General features: G+C 66.3%; 15 protein-coding genes. 10 read left to right on the forward strand and 5 right to left on the reverse strand.

Features of this window, described 5'->3' with window-relative positions:
- Window positions 1–23: 23 nt before the first annotated feature.
- From ACLML9_RS03185 to ACLML9_RS03195, 3 genes are read right to left on the reverse strand one after another with little or no spacing between them, the layout of a single operon-like run.
- Entirely contained in the window at window positions 24–515 is a 492-nt protein-coding gene (locus ACLML9_RS03185; RefSeq protein WP_411944040.1) for a PPC domain-containing DNA-binding protein, read from the reverse strand.
- A gap of 2 nt (window positions 516–517) precedes the next feature.
- On the reverse strand, window positions 518–1573 hold the full coding sequence (locus ACLML9_RS03190) for an asparaginase (protein WP_411944041.1): 1056 nt from the start codon (window positions 1571–1573) through the stop codon (window positions 518–520).
- Window positions 1574–1582: 9 nt separating this feature from the next.
- Window positions 1583–3103, reverse strand: a complete 1521-nt coding sequence (locus ACLML9_RS03195; RefSeq protein WP_411944042.1) for a hypothetical protein — start codon at window positions 3101–3103, stop codon at window positions 1583–1585.
- A gap of 416 nt (window positions 3104–3519) precedes the next feature.
- On the opposite strand from ACLML9_RS03195, the gene ACLML9_RS03200 reads away from it, so the two are divergent.
- The 3 genes from ACLML9_RS03200 (at window position 3520) to ACLML9_RS03210 (ending at window position 6842) form a co-directional block, all read left to right on the forward strand.
- Complete coding sequence (locus ACLML9_RS03200; RefSeq protein ID WP_411944043.1) at window positions 3520–5118, forward strand: FAD-dependent monooxygenase; 1599 nt, start codon at window positions 3520–3522, stop codon at window positions 5116–5118.
- A gap of 165 nt (window positions 5119–5283) precedes the next feature.
- A complete protein-coding gene (locus tag ACLML9_RS03205; protein ID WP_411944055.1) occupies window positions 5284–6570 on the forward strand; it encodes a cytochrome P450 in 1287 nt (428 codons plus the stop codon).
- 2 nt (window positions 6571–6572) lie between these two features.
- Entirely contained in the window at window positions 6573–6842 is a 270-nt protein-coding gene (locus ACLML9_RS03210; protein WP_411944044.1) for a hypothetical protein, read from the forward strand.
- A 236-nt stretch (window positions 6843–7078) separates the two neighbouring features.
- Here the strand turns inward: ACLML9_RS03210 and ACLML9_RS03215 are convergent, their stop codons facing one another.
- Window positions 7079–8362, reverse strand: coding sequence for an IS256 family transposase (locus ACLML9_RS03215; protein ID WP_411944045.1), 1284 nt, complete (start codon window positions 8360–8362; stop codon window positions 7079–7081).
- A 748-nt stretch (window positions 8363–9110) separates the two neighbouring features.
- Window positions 9111–9929, reverse strand: coding sequence for a helix-turn-helix domain-containing protein (locus ACLML9_RS03220; protein WP_411944046.1), 819 nt, complete (start codon window positions 9927–9929; stop codon window positions 9111–9113).
- Between the two features lie 879 nt (window positions 9930–10808).
- On the opposite strand from ACLML9_RS03220, the gene ACLML9_RS03225 reads away from it, so the two are divergent.
- The 7 genes from ACLML9_RS03225 (at window position 10809) to ACLML9_RS03255 (ending at window position 19571) form a co-directional block, all read left to right on the forward strand.
- Window positions 10809–11438 carry a hypothetical protein gene (locus ACLML9_RS03225; RefSeq protein ID WP_411944047.1) on the forward strand — a complete coding sequence of 210 codons (630 nt, stop codon included), beginning with the start codon at window positions 10809–10811 and terminating at the stop codon, window positions 11436–11438.
- A gap of 74 nt (window positions 11439–11512) precedes the next feature.
- Window positions 11513–12679: a cutinase family protein gene (locus ACLML9_RS03230; RefSeq protein WP_411944048.1), complete on the forward strand. Its 1167-nt coding sequence runs from the start codon at window positions 11513–11515 to the stop codon at window positions 12677–12679.
- Between the two features lie 233 nt (window positions 12680–12912).
- Window positions 12913–13800, forward strand: coding sequence for a lipase family protein (locus ACLML9_RS03235; RefSeq protein WP_411944049.1), 888 nt, complete (start codon window positions 12913–12915; stop codon window positions 13798–13800).
- Window positions 13797–14978, forward strand: a complete 1182-nt coding sequence (locus ACLML9_RS03240; RefSeq protein WP_411944050.1) for a lipase family protein — start codon at window positions 13797–13799, stop codon at window positions 14976–14978. Before ACLML9_RS03235 ends, ACLML9_RS03240 begins: the two co-directional genes overlap by 4 nt.
- A gap of 109 nt (window positions 14979–15087) precedes the next feature.
- Window positions 15088–15795, forward strand: a complete 708-nt coding sequence (locus tag ACLML9_RS03245; RefSeq protein ID WP_411944051.1) for a hypothetical protein — start codon at window positions 15088–15090, stop codon at window positions 15793–15795.
- Window positions 15796–15817: 22 nt separating this feature from the next.
- The gene (locus ACLML9_RS03250) at window positions 15818–17638 is read left to right on the forward strand and encodes an AfsR/SARP family transcriptional regulator (protein ID WP_411944052.1); all 1821 of its coding nucleotides are present in this window, start codon (window positions 15818–15820) and stop codon (window positions 17636–17638) included.
- A gap of 757 nt (window positions 17639–18395) precedes the next feature.
- Window positions 18396–19571: an AAA family ATPase gene (locus ACLML9_RS03255; protein WP_411944053.1), complete on the forward strand. Its 1176-nt coding sequence runs from the start codon at window positions 18396–18398 to the stop codon at window positions 19569–19571.
- Window positions 19572–19699: the final 128 nt, after the last annotated feature.

Consider the following 19699-nt stretch of genomic DNA (forward strand, 5'->3'; position numbering starts at 1 on the left):
CGAGGTGAGTCGCTTCCCTCCGGTCATCTCGGTTCGGTCGCGCCGTGGCCGGGCGCGTTGTCGAACCGGAGCAGGGGAACGTTGTAGAGGTCTGATTGCGGTGTTCGGGTCATGTCCGGTGCCAGGACTTCGATGACGAGCATTTCGGTGAGAAATTGGACGGTAGCGCCGAGGAGGTGGCTGGTGTAGCCGGAGGCGGCGTGTTCCTTGAGTCCGATCGCGACGTGAATGTGTGGTTTGAGTTCGCCGCTGTCGGGGTCGTACGCGAGGGTTCCGCCTCCGAATGCTTCGACGTTGCGGAGATGAACTTTGGACCAGACGGGGGCGGCGGGGTCGTCGAGGCGGTCACAGGCGCCGACGAGGTCGACCTCGCTGAATCCGGCGATGAACGAGGGAATGTAACCCTGGCGGATGTGGTGAGTGCGGCAGAACTCGTCGAGGGCGGTGTAGAAGTCGTCGCCGTGGTCGAAGACGAGGCCGAAGGAGCGTCCGAGGCGGAGTTCGTGGGCGCGCATCGTCAATGCTCCTTGCGTAGGTGGTCGGGCCAGGGCCAAGAATCTGGGTCGGCGTAGCCGCCGGAGACGGCGAATGCGTCGGCGATGACGGCCCGATCGACAGTGAGCCCTAACAGGGTATGCAGCAAGATACGGGCCTTTAGTGGATCGAGATATCCGGCACGTATCAAGCCCCGGGCGAGGAGGTCTTGCTCCGATCCTGGGAATCCGTAGGTAGCCGACAGGACTGTCCCGGCGCCGGCGCGTGAGGCCAGGACTACTGGAACTCTGGCAGCGAGCTCGGTGAGGATATCGACGAGGTCGGCCGGGACGTGGCCGGCACCGAACCCGGCGACGACGAGCCCGGAAACATTCCCGGAGAGGGCACGTAGACCTGTGCCGGTATCGCCGAGCGTCACGGTGACGATAGGGATATGTGGTGATGCAATAGCCCCTGGTGCCGCTGTCGGTAGAGTCGGTCGGTGTAGGCGGCGGTTGAGCAGGCAGGGCCGGTTTTCGGTGAGGAAGCCCAGCGGACCTCCGTTGGGGGAGGAGAAGGTGGCGGTGCTGGTGGTGTGAGTCTTACGGACCCGGTGTGCTGCGTGGATTTCGTCGTTGAACACCACCAGGCAGCCCTGGCCGCGCATCCTGGGATCGGCTGCGGTGAGGGTCGCGGCGAGGATATTCGCGGGGCCGTCGGCGCCGGCCAGCGTCGGGTTACGCATGGCTCCTGTGACGACCACCGGAAAGTCCGGGGTGTGGAGCAGGTCGAGCAGGTAGGCGGTTTCCTCGATGGTGTCAGTGCCCTGGGTGATGACCGCACCGTCGATATCGTCGCGTCGGGAGGCGATCTCGCTGGCGAGAGCAGCGATATCGGCCGACGTCAGACTGGCACCGGGCTTGTGCCGGAAGTCGACAGTATCGATCGCAATACCCGTGGTAACCAGCCCGGGGACGGCCGCCAAGAGTTGTTGCGCCGACAAAGTCGGAGTCACAGTGCCGCCGCCGGTATCGGTCATGGCGATGGTGCCACCGAGGGCGAAAACGGTGACACGGCGTGGAGATTCGACGGTAGGCACTCTGGCAGCCTAACGACCGGCGGCGTCGAGGCTGGAAAGGAAGGTGCATGCCTGGTCGAGACCAGCGGTCGACAGCAGTCGACTGCGCGGGGCACACAAACCGGCGATCCCGCTGTCGGCAAACTCAGTTGCCCGGCGAACCAGCCAACTCCAGTCCAGATCGAGGTAATCGGCCAACGCCTGAAGCCGGTCACGCGGTGATGCACCGGGCAGGACAGTGCGCGATCGTGCCCATCGGATCGCGTCATCGAACTCGCGCAGAGTCGGTCGGCGGTCGGTGACGTCGACCTGCCAGATCCGGTCGGTGTTGACCCAGTTCGCCACCAACGCGCGGTGGTTGCGGTCGAGGACGAACCCGGGAGTGGTCGTGTACTCGGGTTCGGAGCAGATGACGGTGGTGACACCGGTGGATTCGTGTAGGACCGCCGCGAGGAGTAGCAGTATCCGCTCAGGTCGTCCGGAATGATGGACGGCGGCGGGAGGGACGCAGAATGCGCGTACGGGCCGGTCGGAGTCCGGGCTGCTCGTGGCATGCAGATACCGGTACTTGTGTCCGAACAGCAGCCACGTGCTCGCCTCTTCTCCACGCTGTTCCCGGCTCCAGAACTGTGGAGTGTCGGTTAGCGTGTCAGCGTTTCGCAGGATATGGCGAGCACAGACCTCCGAGCCCAGCCACATCCTCGACACCGCGGACAATTCGGCGCCGACATCGCGGCCCAAGGCCAGATGCGGGCCGGACGTCCTTGGCTCCAGCAGCCCGACCACTTCGGCCAGGTCGGCGTCGTCATCCAGCAGCGCGCTGTCCAGGCCGGTCACAGCCCAAATGATGGCAAGTGTGAAATCATCGAGCACGTATGCGCGAGGGAACAGCAGCGGCGCCTCCGGCGAGGTGGTCGCCAGCCGGGCCCGAACTCGGCGGCGATCCATCACATAGCGACGCGGCTGATCAGCATCGTCGATGTGGGCGACCACCACCGATCGCCCCGAGCCGGACAGTGCCGGATACCGAGCCGTTCCGGTCGGCGCAGCAGCCACGATACGACCGCGATCAGGCACCGCCGCAACAACGACAGCCGGAATATCCGCCCCGGCGAAGAACCGGCCCGCAGGCATGCGCAAGAAGGGAAGACGGGAGCCATCCAACCATCCGTGCGAGTCGGCGAATTCTTCCGCTGCGAAGCCTGACTCGGCGTGTTCGGCTCCTGGAGGCAACCACGAGCCAAAGGGTTTGACAGGCCCGTCCGATCGGGCGGGAATAATGGTCGCGTCGTACTGCCGACCGGTGGTTTCCGGTTGGAACAGTTCGGTGGCGGTGTGTCCGGGCAGCATTTTTTCCAGGATGCGGCAGTGGTGGGGGTAGGGGAGTCCTTTCACGTCGCCCGAGAGCCAGCGGTGGAACTGTGATCGTTTCGGGGCGGTTCCGACGAGGTCGGGGTCGATGGTGGCGGCGATCTTGTCGTATTCGCGGCAGAACGCTGTGTGTGTTTGAAGGTGCTGTTGCTGTAGCACGGTTTTGAGGCGTGTTGCCATCGCCGTTTCCCCTTTACCCCTCGAGACCTTTCGATTCCCTGCGTCTGCTGGCGGTGCCCATCGTAGAGGGGACAGCAGGGGCACAAGAAGTTTGAGATGGGCATGTGATGGGTGTCGAGATGCGACACCCCGCCGCGGCACAGTCAGGACATGCCGACCGACGGTCGGCAGAGGCGACGGTGAACTGATTCGTGCTATCCGGCAATACCTGTAGCGCTTTCACGCCGATCCACCGTTCCATGGCGTGTGCCACTGCCGCCACACGCATCCGACGTACACCACTTGGAGGCTGTGACCGTGCCATTCGTCCGCTCATCGAAGCTCCGCTGCTGACGTCGCGACCAATTCGGTGCCGTCGTGTGTCGCAGACGGATGCACGATTCGATTTCGATCTTGATCAAGTTGGAGATATCTCGATGTGGTTTTCGCGTGTTTCACGGGTTTCTGTTCTCATCGTGGGTGCTGGTCCGACCGGGCTCATTCTCGGTATCGAGTTGTTGCGTCGTGGCGTGGAGTGTCGGGTGATCGACAGGCTTACCGCCTCGGTGATGACGTCGCGGTCGTTCACGGTGCATACCCGCACCCTGGAGTTGCTGGAGCAGGCCGGGGTCGTCGAGGAGTTCCAGGACAGGGGTTTGCGGAGCGAGTGGATGGATTATCGCTTCGAGGGGTTCGAGGAAAAGGTGCAGTTGGATTTCACCCGCCTCGATAGTCGGTATCCCTATTACCGGACGATCAGCCAGCGCGACACCGAGGATATTCTGCGCGCCCATTTCATTGCGCTGGGTGGAAGTATCGGTTGGCATACCGAACTGGTTTCGGTGGCTGTCGACCCCGGCGGGGAAGTTGCCGCCACGTTGCGCGATACGAACAGCGGCGAAACCGAAACGGTTCACCCTGAGTGGCTCATCGGATGCGATGGCGTGCACAGCCGCGTCGCCGGCTACCTGGGGGCGGAGGTCACCAGCGCGGAGTACGTGGAGACCGCGATGCGGATGATGGACGTGACGCTATCGGGGTGCCCGGTGGAAGTCGGCGGTGTCGATTACCGCATCACCCGCGATCACATGCTGTTGACGACCGCGCTACCGGGTGGTCTGTGGCGGGTATTGATCAGCGGAACCGGAGATGCCCGCAAGATAGATGCGTCCGCGGCAGCATTCCAGACGGTGCTCGACGACCATTTCGGCGGTGCGGTGCGGTTAGGGACGCCGGAGTGGACGACGGTGTTCCGGACACGGCGGCGGACGACCTCCCGGTATCGCAACGGGCGGATCCTCGTGTGCGGCGACGCCGGCCATGAGCGCTCCCCCGCAGGTGGGCAAGGCATGAACACCTCGATGCAGGACGCATTCAACCTCGGTTGGAAACTGGCCGCCGTCGTCAACGGCCATGCTCGGGAATCGCTGTTGGACACCTACGACGCCGAGCGGCGTCCGATCGCCGAACAGGTCGTAGCCGGCACCCACGAACTGCACTCGGTGCTGATGGACCACGGCCGCCCGGTCCCCGAGCGGCTGGCGATCGCCCGGGAACCCGGGTTCACCGAGCGAGCGGTGGGCCGGATCTCGGCACTGGCCTTCGGATATGGGCAGGCCACCCAGGCCAGCACCTACTCCGGGCAGCTCTTGGCCGGGGTGTCGGCCGGGGATCGAGCGCCCGACGTAGAGATCACCCCACGCCTACGGCTACACGAACGGTTGCGGCACGGCGGCCACACTCTGCTGGTCACCCACCGCGACCCCGACACCGTCGCGGACACCACGGCGCTGGTCATGGGTGTCCGTCGGGAATTCGGCCGCCGGGTCGAACCGGTGGTCGTCCTCGCGCCCGGATACCACGGACCCGGACCGGTCGGCGCGGTCGCTGCCGATTCGCGGCGGGTACACGATCTATACGGGGCACCCAAGGGTGACGCGGTGTGCCTCATCCGGCCCGACGGCTACATCAGCGCCCGCTGCCCCCGCACCGAACAGAACGCGCTGGTCTCGACCATGCGCGACACGCTGACCTGACCTGCCCTGCCCTGACTGGCCGGTCGGTGCCGGTGACGAACACGTCACCCCAGATCCGTTCCTCCCGCAGGGTTCGCGGGTTGCCCCCAGATATCGGAGACCGAGCCGGCTTCTCGGTCTCCTCACTCACGTTTGAAGAAACGGAACATGTCTTCTTTGCCCTCGATGCCCTCGATCTCTTATCCCGGCGCAGGACCGGTGGCCCGGTGTCCGGTCGCGCACGCATCACCAGAGGATTCCAGTGATCCGCGAACACCCATGTACACCCCCGAATTCGCGGCCGACCCGCACCGTGTCTACGCCGAACTGCGTGCGGAATTCGGTGATCTGGCGCCGGTCGATATCGCGCACGGCGTGCCGGCCACACTGGTCCTCGGCCATAAGGTCGCGGTACGGATCCTGCACGACGTCGAGCATTTCCCCACCGACCCCCGCACCTGGCAGACCACAGTACCGGCGGATTCGCCGGTACTGCCGATGATGCGCTGGCTTCCGGCGGCCCGCTACAGCACCGGCCTCGACCACACCCGCTACCGGGAAGCGTCGAAGGACAGCATCGACGCCGTCGACGGCCACACGATGCACGCAGTCGTCGAAGACCTCGCCGTCCCGCTGATCAACACCTTCTGCGAGTCAGGATCCGCGGACCTGGTCGCCGACTACGCCCGTCCCCTCGTGATTGCGGTCCTCAACCAGATCATCGGCTGCCCAACCGAAATCGGGGCACGGGTCACCGCGGGAATGGCCGCACGTTTCGATACCGTCGGCGCGGCCGAAGGAATGACTCTGCTGCGGACAGCACTGACAGAACTGATCGACCTCAAACACCGGTATCCCGGCGACGACGCCACCTCACGGCTACTCGCCCACGAGCACGGCCTCGACGAAGGAGAAGTGCTCGCCCAATTGATGAGCTTCTATGGAGCCGGCGCAGAAGCGCAACCGAACCTGATCACCAACACCCTGCTGTTGATGATGACCGATGAGCGTTTCGGCGGTGGCCTGATCAGCGGCAGCCTGTCAACCCAAGACGCGCTGGACGAGGTGTTGTTCCACGACCCCCCGATGGCGAATTTCTGCACCACCTACCCCCGCACCCCCACCCTCATCGGCCAAACCTGGCTGCCCGCCCACCAACCCGTACTGATCAGCCTCGCCGCCGCCAACACCGACCCGAACGTCACCGCCGGTGACCTCACCGGCAACCGTTCCCACCTGGCCTGGAGCGTCGGCCCGCACGCATGCCCGGCCCGCACCCTCGCGTATCTGATCGTGCGTGACGCGATCGACCAACTCCTCGACGCGATCCCGGACATGGCCCTGGCCGTCCCGGCCGGGGCCCTGACATGGCGACCCGGACCGTTCCACCGAGCCTTGACAGCACTACCGGTCGCCTTCCCCCCAACCCCGCCAGTGCCCCTCCCCGACACAACAGCGCAGTCAAGGAGATGATCGTGAGTTCCCTGGCAATCCACCAACTCATCACCCCCGCCCACACCCGCCCCCGGACCAGGCATCCCGTCGAAGAAACCAGCTCCCGACCCGATATCGAAACCCCACCCGTACCCGGCCGGTTCGACGACTGCGCCGTCGAACCGAGGTTCGATTCACTGAACGAGGCAATGCAAACCCGTGAAACACACACCGACCATGTACCGCTGTGTCGTCAGTATCTGGGGGCAATTGCCTACCTCGGCGGTCTCCACAACGACGACTACGAATAACGACATCCCGTAGCCGATCGGAGACCCTCAGTGAATGACCGCACAGCAAACCGGCCGAACACACTTCTCGAATCGACGCCCGGATCCCGGCCGCGATGGTGATGCGCACCGACAGCCGCTAAGACCCGCACGACGCCGTATCGCTCGCGTTGGCCGCATTAGCGTCGAGGACTTGACCGCGATCACCAGCGATGAAACCGGGTCTATCTCGGTAACGGTGTTTCCGGCGGTTTCTCTCAGTAGGTTCGGGCGTCGGGCCAGCGGTCGGCGAAGGTGATCGCGAACGCGTTGACCGCGGGCTTCCAGCGCATGGTCCATCGTGCCCGACCGGCCCCGGTCGGGTCGAGCGAACGAGTGACCAGATACAGGCATTTCAGGGCGGCTTGCTCGGTCGGGAAATGACCTCTTGCTTTGATCGCCCGCCGGTAGCGGGCGTTCAGGGACTCGATCGCATTGGTCGAGCAGATCACCTTCCGGATCTCGATGTCGTAGTCGAGGAACGGGATGAACTCTTCCCAGGCGTTGTTCCAGAGGCGCACGATGGCACCGTATTTCGTGCCCCATCGCTCGGTCAGCTCATCGAGTGCTGCCCGGGCCGCCTCGGCGTTTACCGCGGTATAGATCGGTTTCACGTCGCGTTTCAACGCGTCCCAGTGCTGGCGGCCGGCCAGCCGGAAAGTGTTGCGGATCAAATGGATGATGCAGGTCTGGACCGTGGCCAGCGGCCACACGTTGCCCACCACCTCCGGCAGGCCCTTCAATCCGTCGCAGACCAGGAAGAACACGTCCTTGACCCCACGGTTGCGGATTTCGGTGAGCACGCTCATCCAGAACTTCGCGCCTTCACCACCGGGGCCGGCCCAGAGCCCGAGGATGTCTTTCTCCCCGGTCACGGTGACCCCGATCGCGGCATAGATCGGCCGGTTGGCGACCTGACCGTCCCGGATCTTGACCACGATGGCGTCGATGAAGATCGCGACATACACCTCGTCGAAGGGCCGGCTCGACCATTCCTGCATCTCGGCGACGACTTTGTCGGTGATCCGCGAGACGGTTTCCTTGGACACCGACGCGCCATAGATTTCGGCGAAATGCGCCGAGATCTCCCCGGTGGTCAGGCCTTTCGCATAGAGCGACAACACGATCTCATCGACCCCGGTCAACCGCCGCTGCCGTTTCTTCACGATCTGGGGTTCGAAGCTCCCGTCCCGGTCGCGAGGAACCTCGATCGGCACCGGCCCGGTCGTCTCGGTCAGCACCGTCTTCGACCTGGTGCCATTGCGCACGTTGGTCGATTCCCGATCCTCGGGCGCCTGGTTCGGCTCGAACCCCAGGTGCTCGGTCATTTCCTCGTTGAGCGCGGTCTTGAGGACTGTCTTGGTGAACTGCTGAAGCAGCCCCTCGGGTCCGGTCAAGGACAAGCCCTGCTCCTTGGCCATCCGGACCAGCTCCGCTGCCGCCAGCTGCTCGGCCGAGGCTTCGGCCTTCTTCTTCGCCACGGCATCAAGTGTCGTCATCACGGCACCTCCCCGCTGACCAACCGGTCAGCAAATCAGGCCGGAAACACCGTTAAATCCACAGGCCCATGAAACCGGTGGCCGACGCGCGGGGGCGATGCCCCGATGCCTCGACACGCTCGGTCGCAGCGACGTCGAGGTAACCACAAGGCCCGATACCGGAGAGGCACGACGGTTTCTGATAGACAACTGATCGTCGGTCTGGCCACCGCAGTGAACGCAGATCCTTCCCTGGCCGACGGGTCCCGGGTCACTGAGCAGGGAGGGCGGCTCGCTGTTACCGCGCCGAAAGCCGGGCTTCGCATGACTTCCGTTTGGTCCCTGGGCAGCGGGGTTGGCTCTGCGCACTGTGGTGAGGTCGCGGTTGCTGTTGTCGGACTTCACCGAGGTCGACGAAAGGGGAGGTTCGCCCCGCTTTGCTGGAGGGATCGGAGCACGGTCCGGCGGCAGTGAGGTCGTGGCTCAGGGGTCAGTGTCTCTGCGGGTGATGGTGAGTGTGTTGTAGACGCCGAGGTCGATGCGGACGTCCGGATAAGCGCTGTACTCGTCGATCTCGATGCCGACGGAGAGCCGATGGCTGGCACTACGGCCGACCTACTCGCCAACGCAGCCGCCCCGGTACTCGACGCCGTATCCAGCGAGGGCGCGATTCGGCGGGAGGACCGCGCTACTCTGTTTAGCCAGGTCCGCTCGATCCGCCTCATGCGACGGGCGTGAATTCGCGCGTCAACTATCTGTGCTGATATCAACGTCATCCGTGCTCCAACGACGTAGAGAGGTTGGCAGGTGGCCCTGGGACTGCGGTGGCGAGCAGGATTTCTTGGGTTTGGGTGACGGGAGAGATGGCGAGGGTGAGTGAGTAGTGGTTGTCGGTGTCGGGGTGGTGGCACTGCAGGGGATTGCTGGTGTCGCGGCCGTAGATGATGTCGATGTTGTTGTGCCAGATCTCGTTGAAGGTGGGGTCTTTGGCGAGGTCGGCCAGGAGAGCGCGGGCTCGGGGGGAGTCGCGGTAGCGGGCGAGTCCGGGTCGTAGGGACGCGACGGTGTAGAGGGCTTCGGCCGGCCAGTTGAGCACTGCGGCCCTGCCGGTGGCGCTGAACATCCACTCAGGGATGCAGCCGATGTCGAACATGCCGGGCAAGGCTGTTCGCAACGCGTTATTGGCCGCGAGGACCTGCTTGAGCGGGTCGATGAAGGTGGCCGGTACGCCGTGCTGCTCGAGCTTGTCGAGATGCTGGACAAGCTGCGGCGTACGGGCGATGAACCGGCGTAGGTGTGAGATCGGGGAGAGTCTGCGGGCGGGAGCGCGGAGTTCGCGCAGGTATTGAGCTTGGGCGCAGGAGAGTTCGTAGCCAGCGATGATCTGTTCCAGCAAGTCCAGGCTGGGTGTGCGTTTTCCGTCTTCGATCTGGCTGAGGTATGAGCTGCTGACCCTGTGGCGCTCGTGGGCGTCGGCGCGAGTCAATCCAAGATGTTCCCGGATGGTGAGCAGTGTGCTGGGTAGGTCGGGGATCCGCGCCTTCGGCGCGGGTCCAGAGTCGGGCGTGGATCGGTGTGTGGTCGTGGCCATGCGGCACCCCCCGGATGTGTGAGTCGACGAGGGCGGCACAGTTCTGCCAGTGAATTCCCGCCCCCGAGTGGACATCAAGGGATATCACACCCGAAAGTGGCCGGGCAACAGAAAAATTCAAGAGACATCTCCTGCAGTAGTGACGCGCGCCACGATCCTGGGGTCCGCTGGTCGTACGACGGAACTCTTACGGGTTACGCAAAATTTTTCCGCGTAGCGCGTTCGCGCAGTACATCACCTATTTCGGGGATGGGAAAAATTGAGTTAACGCAAAATAGGTAACTGCGAACTCTTCCATTGCGACTCGTTTCGGGGTTTGGATAAGGGCGTCAATCCAAAGACCGGAAAGGAATTCGATGGACCCCTACATTGTTCTGAGCTGGGTGGACACCGGGCTGTCACTGCTCGCGAATGGGCTGTCGGTGGCTTCTCAGCTGGCCGGCATCGTGCTGGCTTTCATCTGATCCATTAGCCCGTGACGCCCGCTCTATCGGATTCTTCCGATGTCCCGGTAGAGCGGGTCCGGGCACGTTGATCATTCCTTCCGATACTTTCCCCTACCCCTCAATGAAGGGTTATTTCCGCATGCCTTTTTACCGATACCCGATTTCGTTCTTGCAATCTCAGCCGTTACGGAATGGTCGTGAGCGCCGGTGCGGTGAATCGCACTGCGAACGGTATAGGCCAATCGCCTTTGCCTCTGGTGGCCGCATCGCATTGGCTGCGGCATTGCCCGTTGCCGTGTTGGTGGCTGCACACGGGACGGCGTCCGCGGCGGGTCCGTTGCCGGCGTCTATCGCTGACCAGCCGGGGGTCACGGGTCCCGCCCAACCGGGTACGAGCGCACCCCCTCCACCGCCTCCTGCACCGGAGCCGCCGGTGTATTACGCGCAGCCGCCGGAGGTCCGTAATGAGGCGCCCTCGCGTCCGGCCCCGCCGATCGAGGAGCCGGTGGAGCCGGTGCGGATCGAGCAACTGCATCTGCCCGCTCCGGTGCCGGCGGTGGCCCCGATTGCGCCTCCGCCGGACACGATCCGGATCGGTCAGTGGCAGGCCCCCAGCCCGCCGTGGGTGCCGCCGGAGGTCCGCGACACCATCAACGGCGCCGCGGCGACTGCTGAAGCTCAGGTCGCGACCGCGCTGGACTCGGTCGGTATCCCGGCGGGGCGCTCCGACCGTGTCAGCGGCGCCACCCTGGCCGGTGCCGGTTTCGGCGGCGCGGCCGGAGCCGCCGCCGTAGGTATTCCGGCAGCTGCCGCTGGTGCGGTGGTCGGTGGCCTGATCGGAGGCACCGTCGGAGGAATAGCCGGGGCCGCTTTGGGCACCGTGGTACCGATACCGGTGATCGGCACCGTCACCTCTGGCGTGGCCGGGACCGCGATCGGCGCGGCGGCCGGAGCCGCCGCGGGGGCGGCGATCGCCGGCATTCCGGTCGCGGTTGCGGGCGCCTTGGCCGGTGGCACCGTGGGTGCGGGGTTCGGAGCGGGCGTCGGGGTCGGGCAGCAGTGACCGCTGTGAGCAGAACCCGCCACCGCGCCGTTGCCGCGCTGGTAGCCGGAGTATGTCTGGCTGCCGTCGCTGTGGTGAGTATTCCGGCTTCCGCCGCCCCCATAGGCCGTGAATGCGCAAGGTTGCACATCTTCGGGGTGCAAGGCACCGGCCAGTCCTCCCCGACCGCGGACCCGAGCACGGATTCGGGTGTCGTCGGGGCATTGATCGCTCCCGTCCTGGCGGCAGCTCCCGGTTTGGTGACCCGCAGCTACATTCCCTACAGCGCCGGATTCGGTGGCGCGGTGCCCGGTGGAGGCGCGGCCCCGTACACGGTGTCGGTCGCCGAAGCACGCAACCGGCTGGACACGGCAGTCACCCAGCTCGCCGACACGTGTCCCGAGACGGCGATCGCGGCAGTCGGGTACTCCCAAGGCGCGCAGGCGGTGTCGTGGTTCGCCCGCGATACCGGCGCAGGCAGCGGACCGGTCCCGGCCGAGCAGATCGCAGGAATCGCGTTGTACGCCAACCCGGACCGGACACATTCCTCACCAGTGTTTCCCGGTCGTCCGGGGCAATCGTCCCCTGACCCTGCGCCGGGCACATCAGGTGAGGCGGTCGCGGGTGTGCAGATGAGTGCCCCGGTTGCGCCGGGGTCCGGGATCGCCGAGCGCGGCACCGGCTACGGGACGCTGACGGGCCGGGTTGCCGATTTTTGCGCCGAGGGGGACTTGGCGTGCTCGGCGCCGGACCGAGCTGCGCTGCTGCGGCTCGGCGCCGAGATAGCCGCGCGAGCCGATCTGCGTGACCCGCTGGCCGCTGTGAACTCGCTGGCCGCGCTGCTGTCGGCTGCGCTGGGTGACGCGTGGACCACCGTGCTGCTGAACGACTTCCACCTCACCCCCGGCCGCGTCGACTACCAGCCCACGGTGCCGTTGGCACAAAGGCTGATCGACGCCGCCGACCCCCGACTCCCCACCCCGGGGCCCGCCGAGCACACCGCGGCGTCGGCCCGATGGAACGCGATCACCGCCACCGTCGCCACGAACCCGCTAAATGTTGTCCCTGCCCTGGTCGGGCAGCTCGGTGCGGCATGGGGGCAGCTGCTGGCCGACAACGCCGCACTGCTCGACCCGGCGGTTTGGGTCCGCTTCGCCGGCACCGTGGCCGCGCATACCGACTACGCCACCGGCGGACTCCTCGTTTCGGGCGCCGCATGGATGACCGCGCTGGCCCACGACCTCGCAGGAGGATCATTGTGACGGACACCGCCACGGCTACGGCCGACGACTTCTACAACGCACCGCCTATTGGCTTCGAGTCCGCAGCCGGAACAATTCTGCGACGTCGCCCGGTGATCTTGCCTGGTCTCGCGGGCGTGAGTACCGCATGGCAGGTGGTTTATGCCACGCGCACAGGGTTCGGGGTCCCGGTCCCGGGTTCGGGAACTGTAGTGCTACCCGACCCCGCAACAGCCGCAGGCGGGCCTCGGGTCTTGCTGTACTGCCCGACCTTCCACGGTCTCGGTGGCCAGTGCGCGCCGTCGCAAAAACTGGCCGCCGGGACCGAAAGCGAAGCCCCACAGATCCAAGCCGCCCTCGCCCACGGCTGGACCGTCGCAGTACCCGACGGGATCGGCCTCGGAATAACCGGTGGCGGCCCGCATCTGTGGCTTTCGGGTGCAGGAGCAGCGCACGCCGGACTCGACCTGGTACGTACAGTTCCCGAACTCCTGGGCCCCGACGCGGCAACGACCGCTTCGGTGGTCTGGGGGTACGCCGACGGGGGACGCGCCGCAATATGGGCTGCCGAACTCGCCCCACGATATTCCCCCGATGTCGACTTACGCGGAGTAATCGCCGGCGCCGTTCCCGCCGATTTGCGTTCGCTGGCCCGAGTTCTCGATGGCGCCCCGTGCGCCGGGCTGGTGCTGGCTGGACTGGCCGGGTTGGGACGTGCCTATTCCCACCTGCCGATGGACCACCTGCTCACCCCGTTCGGTGCGCTCGCCGCCCGGCAGGCGGTGGAGCTGGATGTGGCCGGGCTGCTCGCACAGCATCCAGGCTGCTCATTGAGCCGCTGGTGCGAACGCCCCGACCCGTGGAACGACCCCATGTGGAGCTATGTCCTGCGTACCGAACACCGCAGCGGACACCTCCCACAGGTCCCGGTGCACCTCTACCACGGCAGCAACGACCCGTTGATCCCCATCGCAATGGGCCGACAACTCGCCGAGGACTACCGCGCCAGGCAAGTACAGGTCAGCTGGCGTGAATACCCCAGCGACCACACCGCCACCGCCACCACCGAGGACGCCCTCGACCACGCTGCCGAATTCGTGACAGCCCACACAGCCCCGACCCACAGCCCTGAGACCGCTTGACCGCCCTCGTCCACGACCTCGAACGGGAGCCACCCGTGAACATCATCGACTTCTATCAGACACCGAACCTGCGCGAAGGACTACGACCCGGCGACCTCATGCGCACCCGCGCGGTATTCGCCCCGCAAATCGAGGCCGCAGCGGAAGCGTGGCAGATCGTTTACGTCTCCACCAATTCCCGCTCCCAGCTCATTGCGGCCTCGGCGATCGTGCTGATCCCCGATGCGGTCCCTGAGCCCGGCACGACCGCGATCCTGGTGTATTGCCCGCCCTTCCGCGGCCTGGGAGGTGTATGCGCGCCGTCGCAACTGCTGGCGACCGGGACCGAACCCGACACCGCCGCCATCGAGGCCGCCCTGGAGCGGGGATGGGTGGTGGCCATCCCCGATGGCCACGGGCTCGGTGTCGGTCCCGGGCCGCATGCCTTCCTTGCCGCCCGCGCCGGCGCGAGGCTCGTGCTCGATCTCGCCCGAGCCGTCTACCGGGGCGCGAACCTGGATCTACCTATCGCCCCGGTGGTGGTCTGGGGCTATGCCGATGGTGGGCGAGTAGCTGCGGCTGCCGGGGAGGTGCATCCGTGGTATGCGCCCGAGGTGGACCTGCGTGGTACCGCAGCCGGCGCCGTCGCCTCCGACCTCGCCGCCCTGGCACCGGTCATCAGCCAGGGCCCGGACCCGGGACTGGGACTGGCCGCGCTGATCGGGCTGGCACGCGCCTACGACCCGCTTCCCCTGCGCCATGTACTCACCGAGGACGGAATCGCCGCCGCAGCCGAAGCACAGCACCTCACGGGCATCGAACTGCTGCAACAGTTCTCCCACCCGCTGGCGCACTGGTGTCGGCGCCCCGATCCCTGGAACGACCCCTGGTGGCGGCGCGTACTGGCGCTCGAGACCCTCGCCCATGTCACACCGGCGACGCCCCTGCACCTGTATCACGGTGAACTCGACCCGATCGTGCCCGTGCACGCCGGCCGACGCACACTCATCGCCTACCGGCAACGCGGCGCCGCGGTGAGCTGGCGAGAGTACGACGCCGACCACCGCTCCACCGCGCACCTGGCCATCGGCGATGTCCTCGCCCGGCTCGCCGACAACATCACCAGCCGACCGGCAACCACACCCGTCCAGGGCTACCACGCGGGGGAGGAGGGCGCCGAGCACACGAGCCACCACTGACCCCTCCGGGGGACCCTGCCCGCACCTCCGCTCTTCCCCCTGCCGGGTGCGGGCAGGCCCCCGGAGCAATCCCCACCGACCCGAGATCAACCCCGACGAGGCGAGGTGAATGAGGTACCCCGACCCACCACCCGATGACGACGACGCCTGGGCGTGGCTGGACGAGCAACGACCCACGCCCGAGCTGCACGCCGTGCCCGATCCCGACCCGGACCCCGAACTGCCGGAGGACCGTTGGCTGGTCGCACTGCCGCGGACTCCCGACACCGGCGTCACCGGTGGCCATCGGTCACGGTGGTCCGCGGTGCGGAATCGGCTACCGGCCGGGGGTTGGGCGGTGCCGGCCGCTGTCCTCGCGATCCTGATCGGTGTGGTGGCGTTATCGGTTGATTCCTGTGAGGCAGGCGCACCAGCGGTCACCACGGCGTCTCCCAGCACGGCACTCGCGCCGGAGGGCGCGTGTACCGGGTTGTCGGGCACGGTGGTCACCGACCATGCCGGTGACCCCGCCACGGTGCCCGGCGTGATCGCCTCATTCCAGGCTGCCTACTATCTGAGCCGCGACGCCGAGGCGGCGATGCGGCTGCTGGCGCCCGAGTCCGGGATCGGCTTCGACGGGCTCGCCGCCGGCATCGTGTCGATCCCGCGCGGCACCGCGCATTGCGTGGCAATCACCCCGATCTCGGCGACCACCGCGAACGTGCACATCGTCGAACTGCGCGCCGAGGGGCAACGCATCGACTACCTCCAAGTCGTCAATACCCGCCCTGGTGAGGGCCGTGCCTTGCTGATCACCAATATCCAGAGGCAAGGATGACCCCGGCCACCGGTTTGGCACCGTGAACGCCTCACCTGTGCGCACAGGCCCGCAGGCGCCGCTGCTGATCGCGGTCGCGGGCCTGAGTCCACGCGCCGGGACCACCACAACCACCCTGGCTCTCGCCCGCACCTGGCCCGGTCCGGAACCTACTCTGATCGTGGAAGCCGACCCCGCAGGCGGGCAGCTCGCCGACATGGCGGGTGCTGACCCATATCTCGGGTTGGCGAGCCTGGCCCGCATGGTCACCACCGGTGCGCCGATCGACCCGGATAGCCTGGCCCGGCACGTGCAGTTCCTACCCGGCGGAGAGGCGCTGCTGGCCGCGCCACCTCACCGCGATCCCGGCCGCGCGGCTTTCACCGTTGAGCTGTTGGCCGGTCCGTCCCCGAGCTGGCGCAACCTCGGGACTACCGTGTTCGCCGATTGCGGGGCCCCCGAGCCGGATTCGGATATAGAGCCGGTGATGGCTGCTGCCGATGCCTGCCTGGTGGTTGTGCGTTCTGATCACTGGGACTCTGATTCGGCCGCCCACCGGATCCGCGTACTCGCCCGCCACAGCACCCACCCGGGGATCGTCCTCGTTGGTGCCGATGCCCGCGGTGAGTTCGCTGCCGCCCTCGGGCTCCCACTGCTGGGTGCCCTCCCCGACAGCCGGGCCCGCGCTGAGGCGCTGTTGCACGGCACCCGCGCGCCACGCCGCCGCCGCGGCGCGCCCCTCCTCGCGGCAGCCCGAGACATCGCTGCGGACTTGAACATCCGTCTCCGCAGCCCCGCCCGCGGTGACAGGCAGCCCACAGAACAGCTCGCCAGGGCCGCACGCCGCAACGGCCGAACCCGCCACCAGAACGCCCCTCCGACGATCTACCGCATCGAACAGCCACCAGCGGCCACACCGGTCCCGCGCAAACCCGGGCCAGCGGTCGCGGAACCCACTGCACCGCCGCCAGCCCCCGACCCAGTCCTCGGCCGCGGGCGCGAAGATACCGGCCACCTCGGTGAGGAAGAACTCGTCGCGGCACCCGAGCCCGGCTTCGTCATCGAACCCACGGACTCTCCACCGGTTCCGGCGCCGCACGAGGCTGCGCCTGCCTTGGTATTGCGGGTGTTCGGGCCTACACGGATCTTCTGGCGTGCGCGGGGCGCTGTGGAGGGTGTGGAGGTCACCGCGCAGTTTCAGCCCCGCGTTCGTGAGCTGCTGACGGTGCTCGCCCTGCATCCGGAGGGGCTATCGCGGGCTCAGTTGATCGACATGTTGTGGGGTGAACGCCCACCCGGGCGGGGCACCAGCGCGCTCACCAACACCCTGAGCCGACTACGGACCTCCCTCAGCGCTGTGACCGGCGGGCAGATCACCGGGCTGGTCACCGACGACCGGCTGCATTGCCGCTTGGAGAGCACAGTGCTCGGCGTCGACTACTGGGACTTCAACGCCGCCGTCGCCGAACGCCGCGCGGGCAGCGACACCGATCAGGTCGCCGCGGCCCGCCGTATCGCGGACCTGGCCACCCGCGAACTGGCCAGCGACCTCACCGATACCTGGGCAGAAGCGCTACGTGAATCGGCACGACGCAACGCGCTCAACGCCTTGAGCTGGCTGGCCGCCCGCAATACCGAAAATGATCCGCGTGCCACCCTGGGCCTGCTCGAGAAAACCGCCGAGAACGACCCCTACAACGAAGCCGTCTGGCAAGACATTCTCCGCCTCCACGCCCGCCTCGGCGAATACGCCGCCCTCGCACGCACCTACTCACTCCTCACCCGCACCCTAGCCGAAATAGGCCAAACCCCCAGCGCTGAGACTCGGCAACTCCTCGCCCAGCTCCGCCGCACCACCCAATAGAGAAGAACCAGCCCCGGCATTCTGTATTCGGCGAATACCGATCGTCGCGTATATGTCATTGCTACGATCATGGGAATGGTGCCAAATTGCCTGTGCCCGCATTTTCCGGCATATTCTGAACGACATCGATCAGAGACTATCTCCGGCAGCTGATCGGCGGCGGTTTCTGTGCAGTGGCTCGATCGAAGGTGGGGTGGTTCGATGAAAAATAATCCGTGCGCTGTTCGGTGGTGAGGTTCCGTGCACTATTCGGTGCAATGATCAAACCGGACCGCCCTGCCGTGCCAAAATAGCAGGTAGATCGGTATTTATCCGGCGGGGTGTTACCCGGGATTGTCTATACACAAAGCCGTATAGACATGCTCGGGCGGCCCGTGTGCCCGCGTCTGTCCGGCTGTCACTCTGTCGCTAACCGCCTCTCACCCCCTCTGAATCCACTTATCTCCATTCCCTTTCCATTCTTTATTCTTCTGTCCGGCTTGAATCCGTTATTCCTTTTTGAAACACCGACACGGCCGGCCTCGGTGGCGCGCGCATTTCTTCCCTGTCTTGCGCGGTCGAATTCGCGTGGTCGAGGCGGAATTACGTAAATATTTCGTCCTTTTCGGGTTGTGAGCACACTGTGGGTCGAGTTAGCGTCGAGCCGTTCCCGGAATTCGCCGGGAAATCAACGGAAATCCTATTGGTGGCCTCGCTACACGTATGCCACGATCCGCGCATTGGTGCGTGAAATGGGATTGAACTTTCAGGAGATGAAATGGCAAGCAACGCGACCCCGGCCCCCGCAACTGGTGCTCGTTTGGGCAATGGGGAATTGCGGCGCATGGTCGCCGGTGCGCTGGTGGATGCTGCGGGTGACGAGCTATCACCCCGTGAGATCGCGAAAACCCTCGCGCGGTCGTCCGGGGCTGTCGGTAACGCGCTCGAGGCCCTGACCGCCGCCGGGCACGCCGACCGCACCTCGGCCTCACCGCGCCGCTATTGCGCCAACGCAAACACCGCCTCCGCCGCTACCCCGGCCCCCGCCACCACGCCTACCGCACCCACCCCGGCCCCCGGCGGATCCGCCACCCCGGCCGCACCACGCCCCCGCAAAACACCCAAAGCCAACACAACACCCAAAACCCCGGCGCGCACCGGGAACACGGTGGTCCGCCCGAACGGGCAGGACTACCACGTGCGCAAGCTCGCCGGGCGCGCCGATGTGGATGTGTTGCAGACGATGCGCACCGCCGAGGTCCCGGTGCTGCTGTACGGCCCGCCGGGAACGGGCAAAACCTCGCTGATCGAGGCCGCCTACGGGGATCTGCTGACCGTGCAGGGTGACGGGGACACCACGGTCGCCGATTTCGTGGGCGAGTACACCCAGAACCCCGACGGAACTTTCGTTTTCGTGCACGGCCCGCTGGTCCGCGCGATGCGTGAGGGCCGGGTGCTGTTCATCGACGACGCGACCCTCATCCCGCCGACCGTGCTGTCGGTGGTGTACCCGGCGATGGACGGCCGCCGCGAGATCGTGATCAAAGCCCACGGCGGCGAGGTCGTGAAAGCCGAGCCTGGGTTCTTCGTGGTGGCCGGACACAACCCCGGGGTCCACGGGGCGATCCTGTCCGATGCGCTGGCCTCCCGGTTCGCGTTCCAGGTGCAGGTCGGCAGCGACTACGACCTCGCCGGAAAGCTCGGGGTCGACAGGCGGGCCGTGAAAGTGGCGCGCACGCTGGCCCAGCGGCAGGCCAAAGGCGAGGTCGGGTGGGCGCCGCAGCTGCGCGAACTGCTGGCGTTCCAGAAAATCGCCACCGCCACCGACACGAACACCGCCGCCGCGAATCTCCTCGGCGCCGCCCCCGAGGACGACCGCCCTTTCGTGGCCGCTGTGGTCCGCACGGTGTTCGGCACCTCACTGGAACCCCTGGCCCTCGGCGGCCGCCTCTAACCCCGCCCAGCTCCGACCACACATTACGAAAGGCGTTACCCGCCATGACCGGCCACCAGATCAGTGGGGCCGGGCCCCGGCGGTCCGGCGGGCGGGGGGGGGGCGGCGGGGGCGGGGCGGCCGGGCCC

Origin of the sequence: Nocardia sp. NPDC002869, from assembly GCF_046764065.1 — a bacterium.
Lineage (GTDB): Bacteria > Actinomycetota > Actinomycetes > Mycobacteriales > Mycobacteriaceae > Nocardia > Nocardia rhamnosiphila.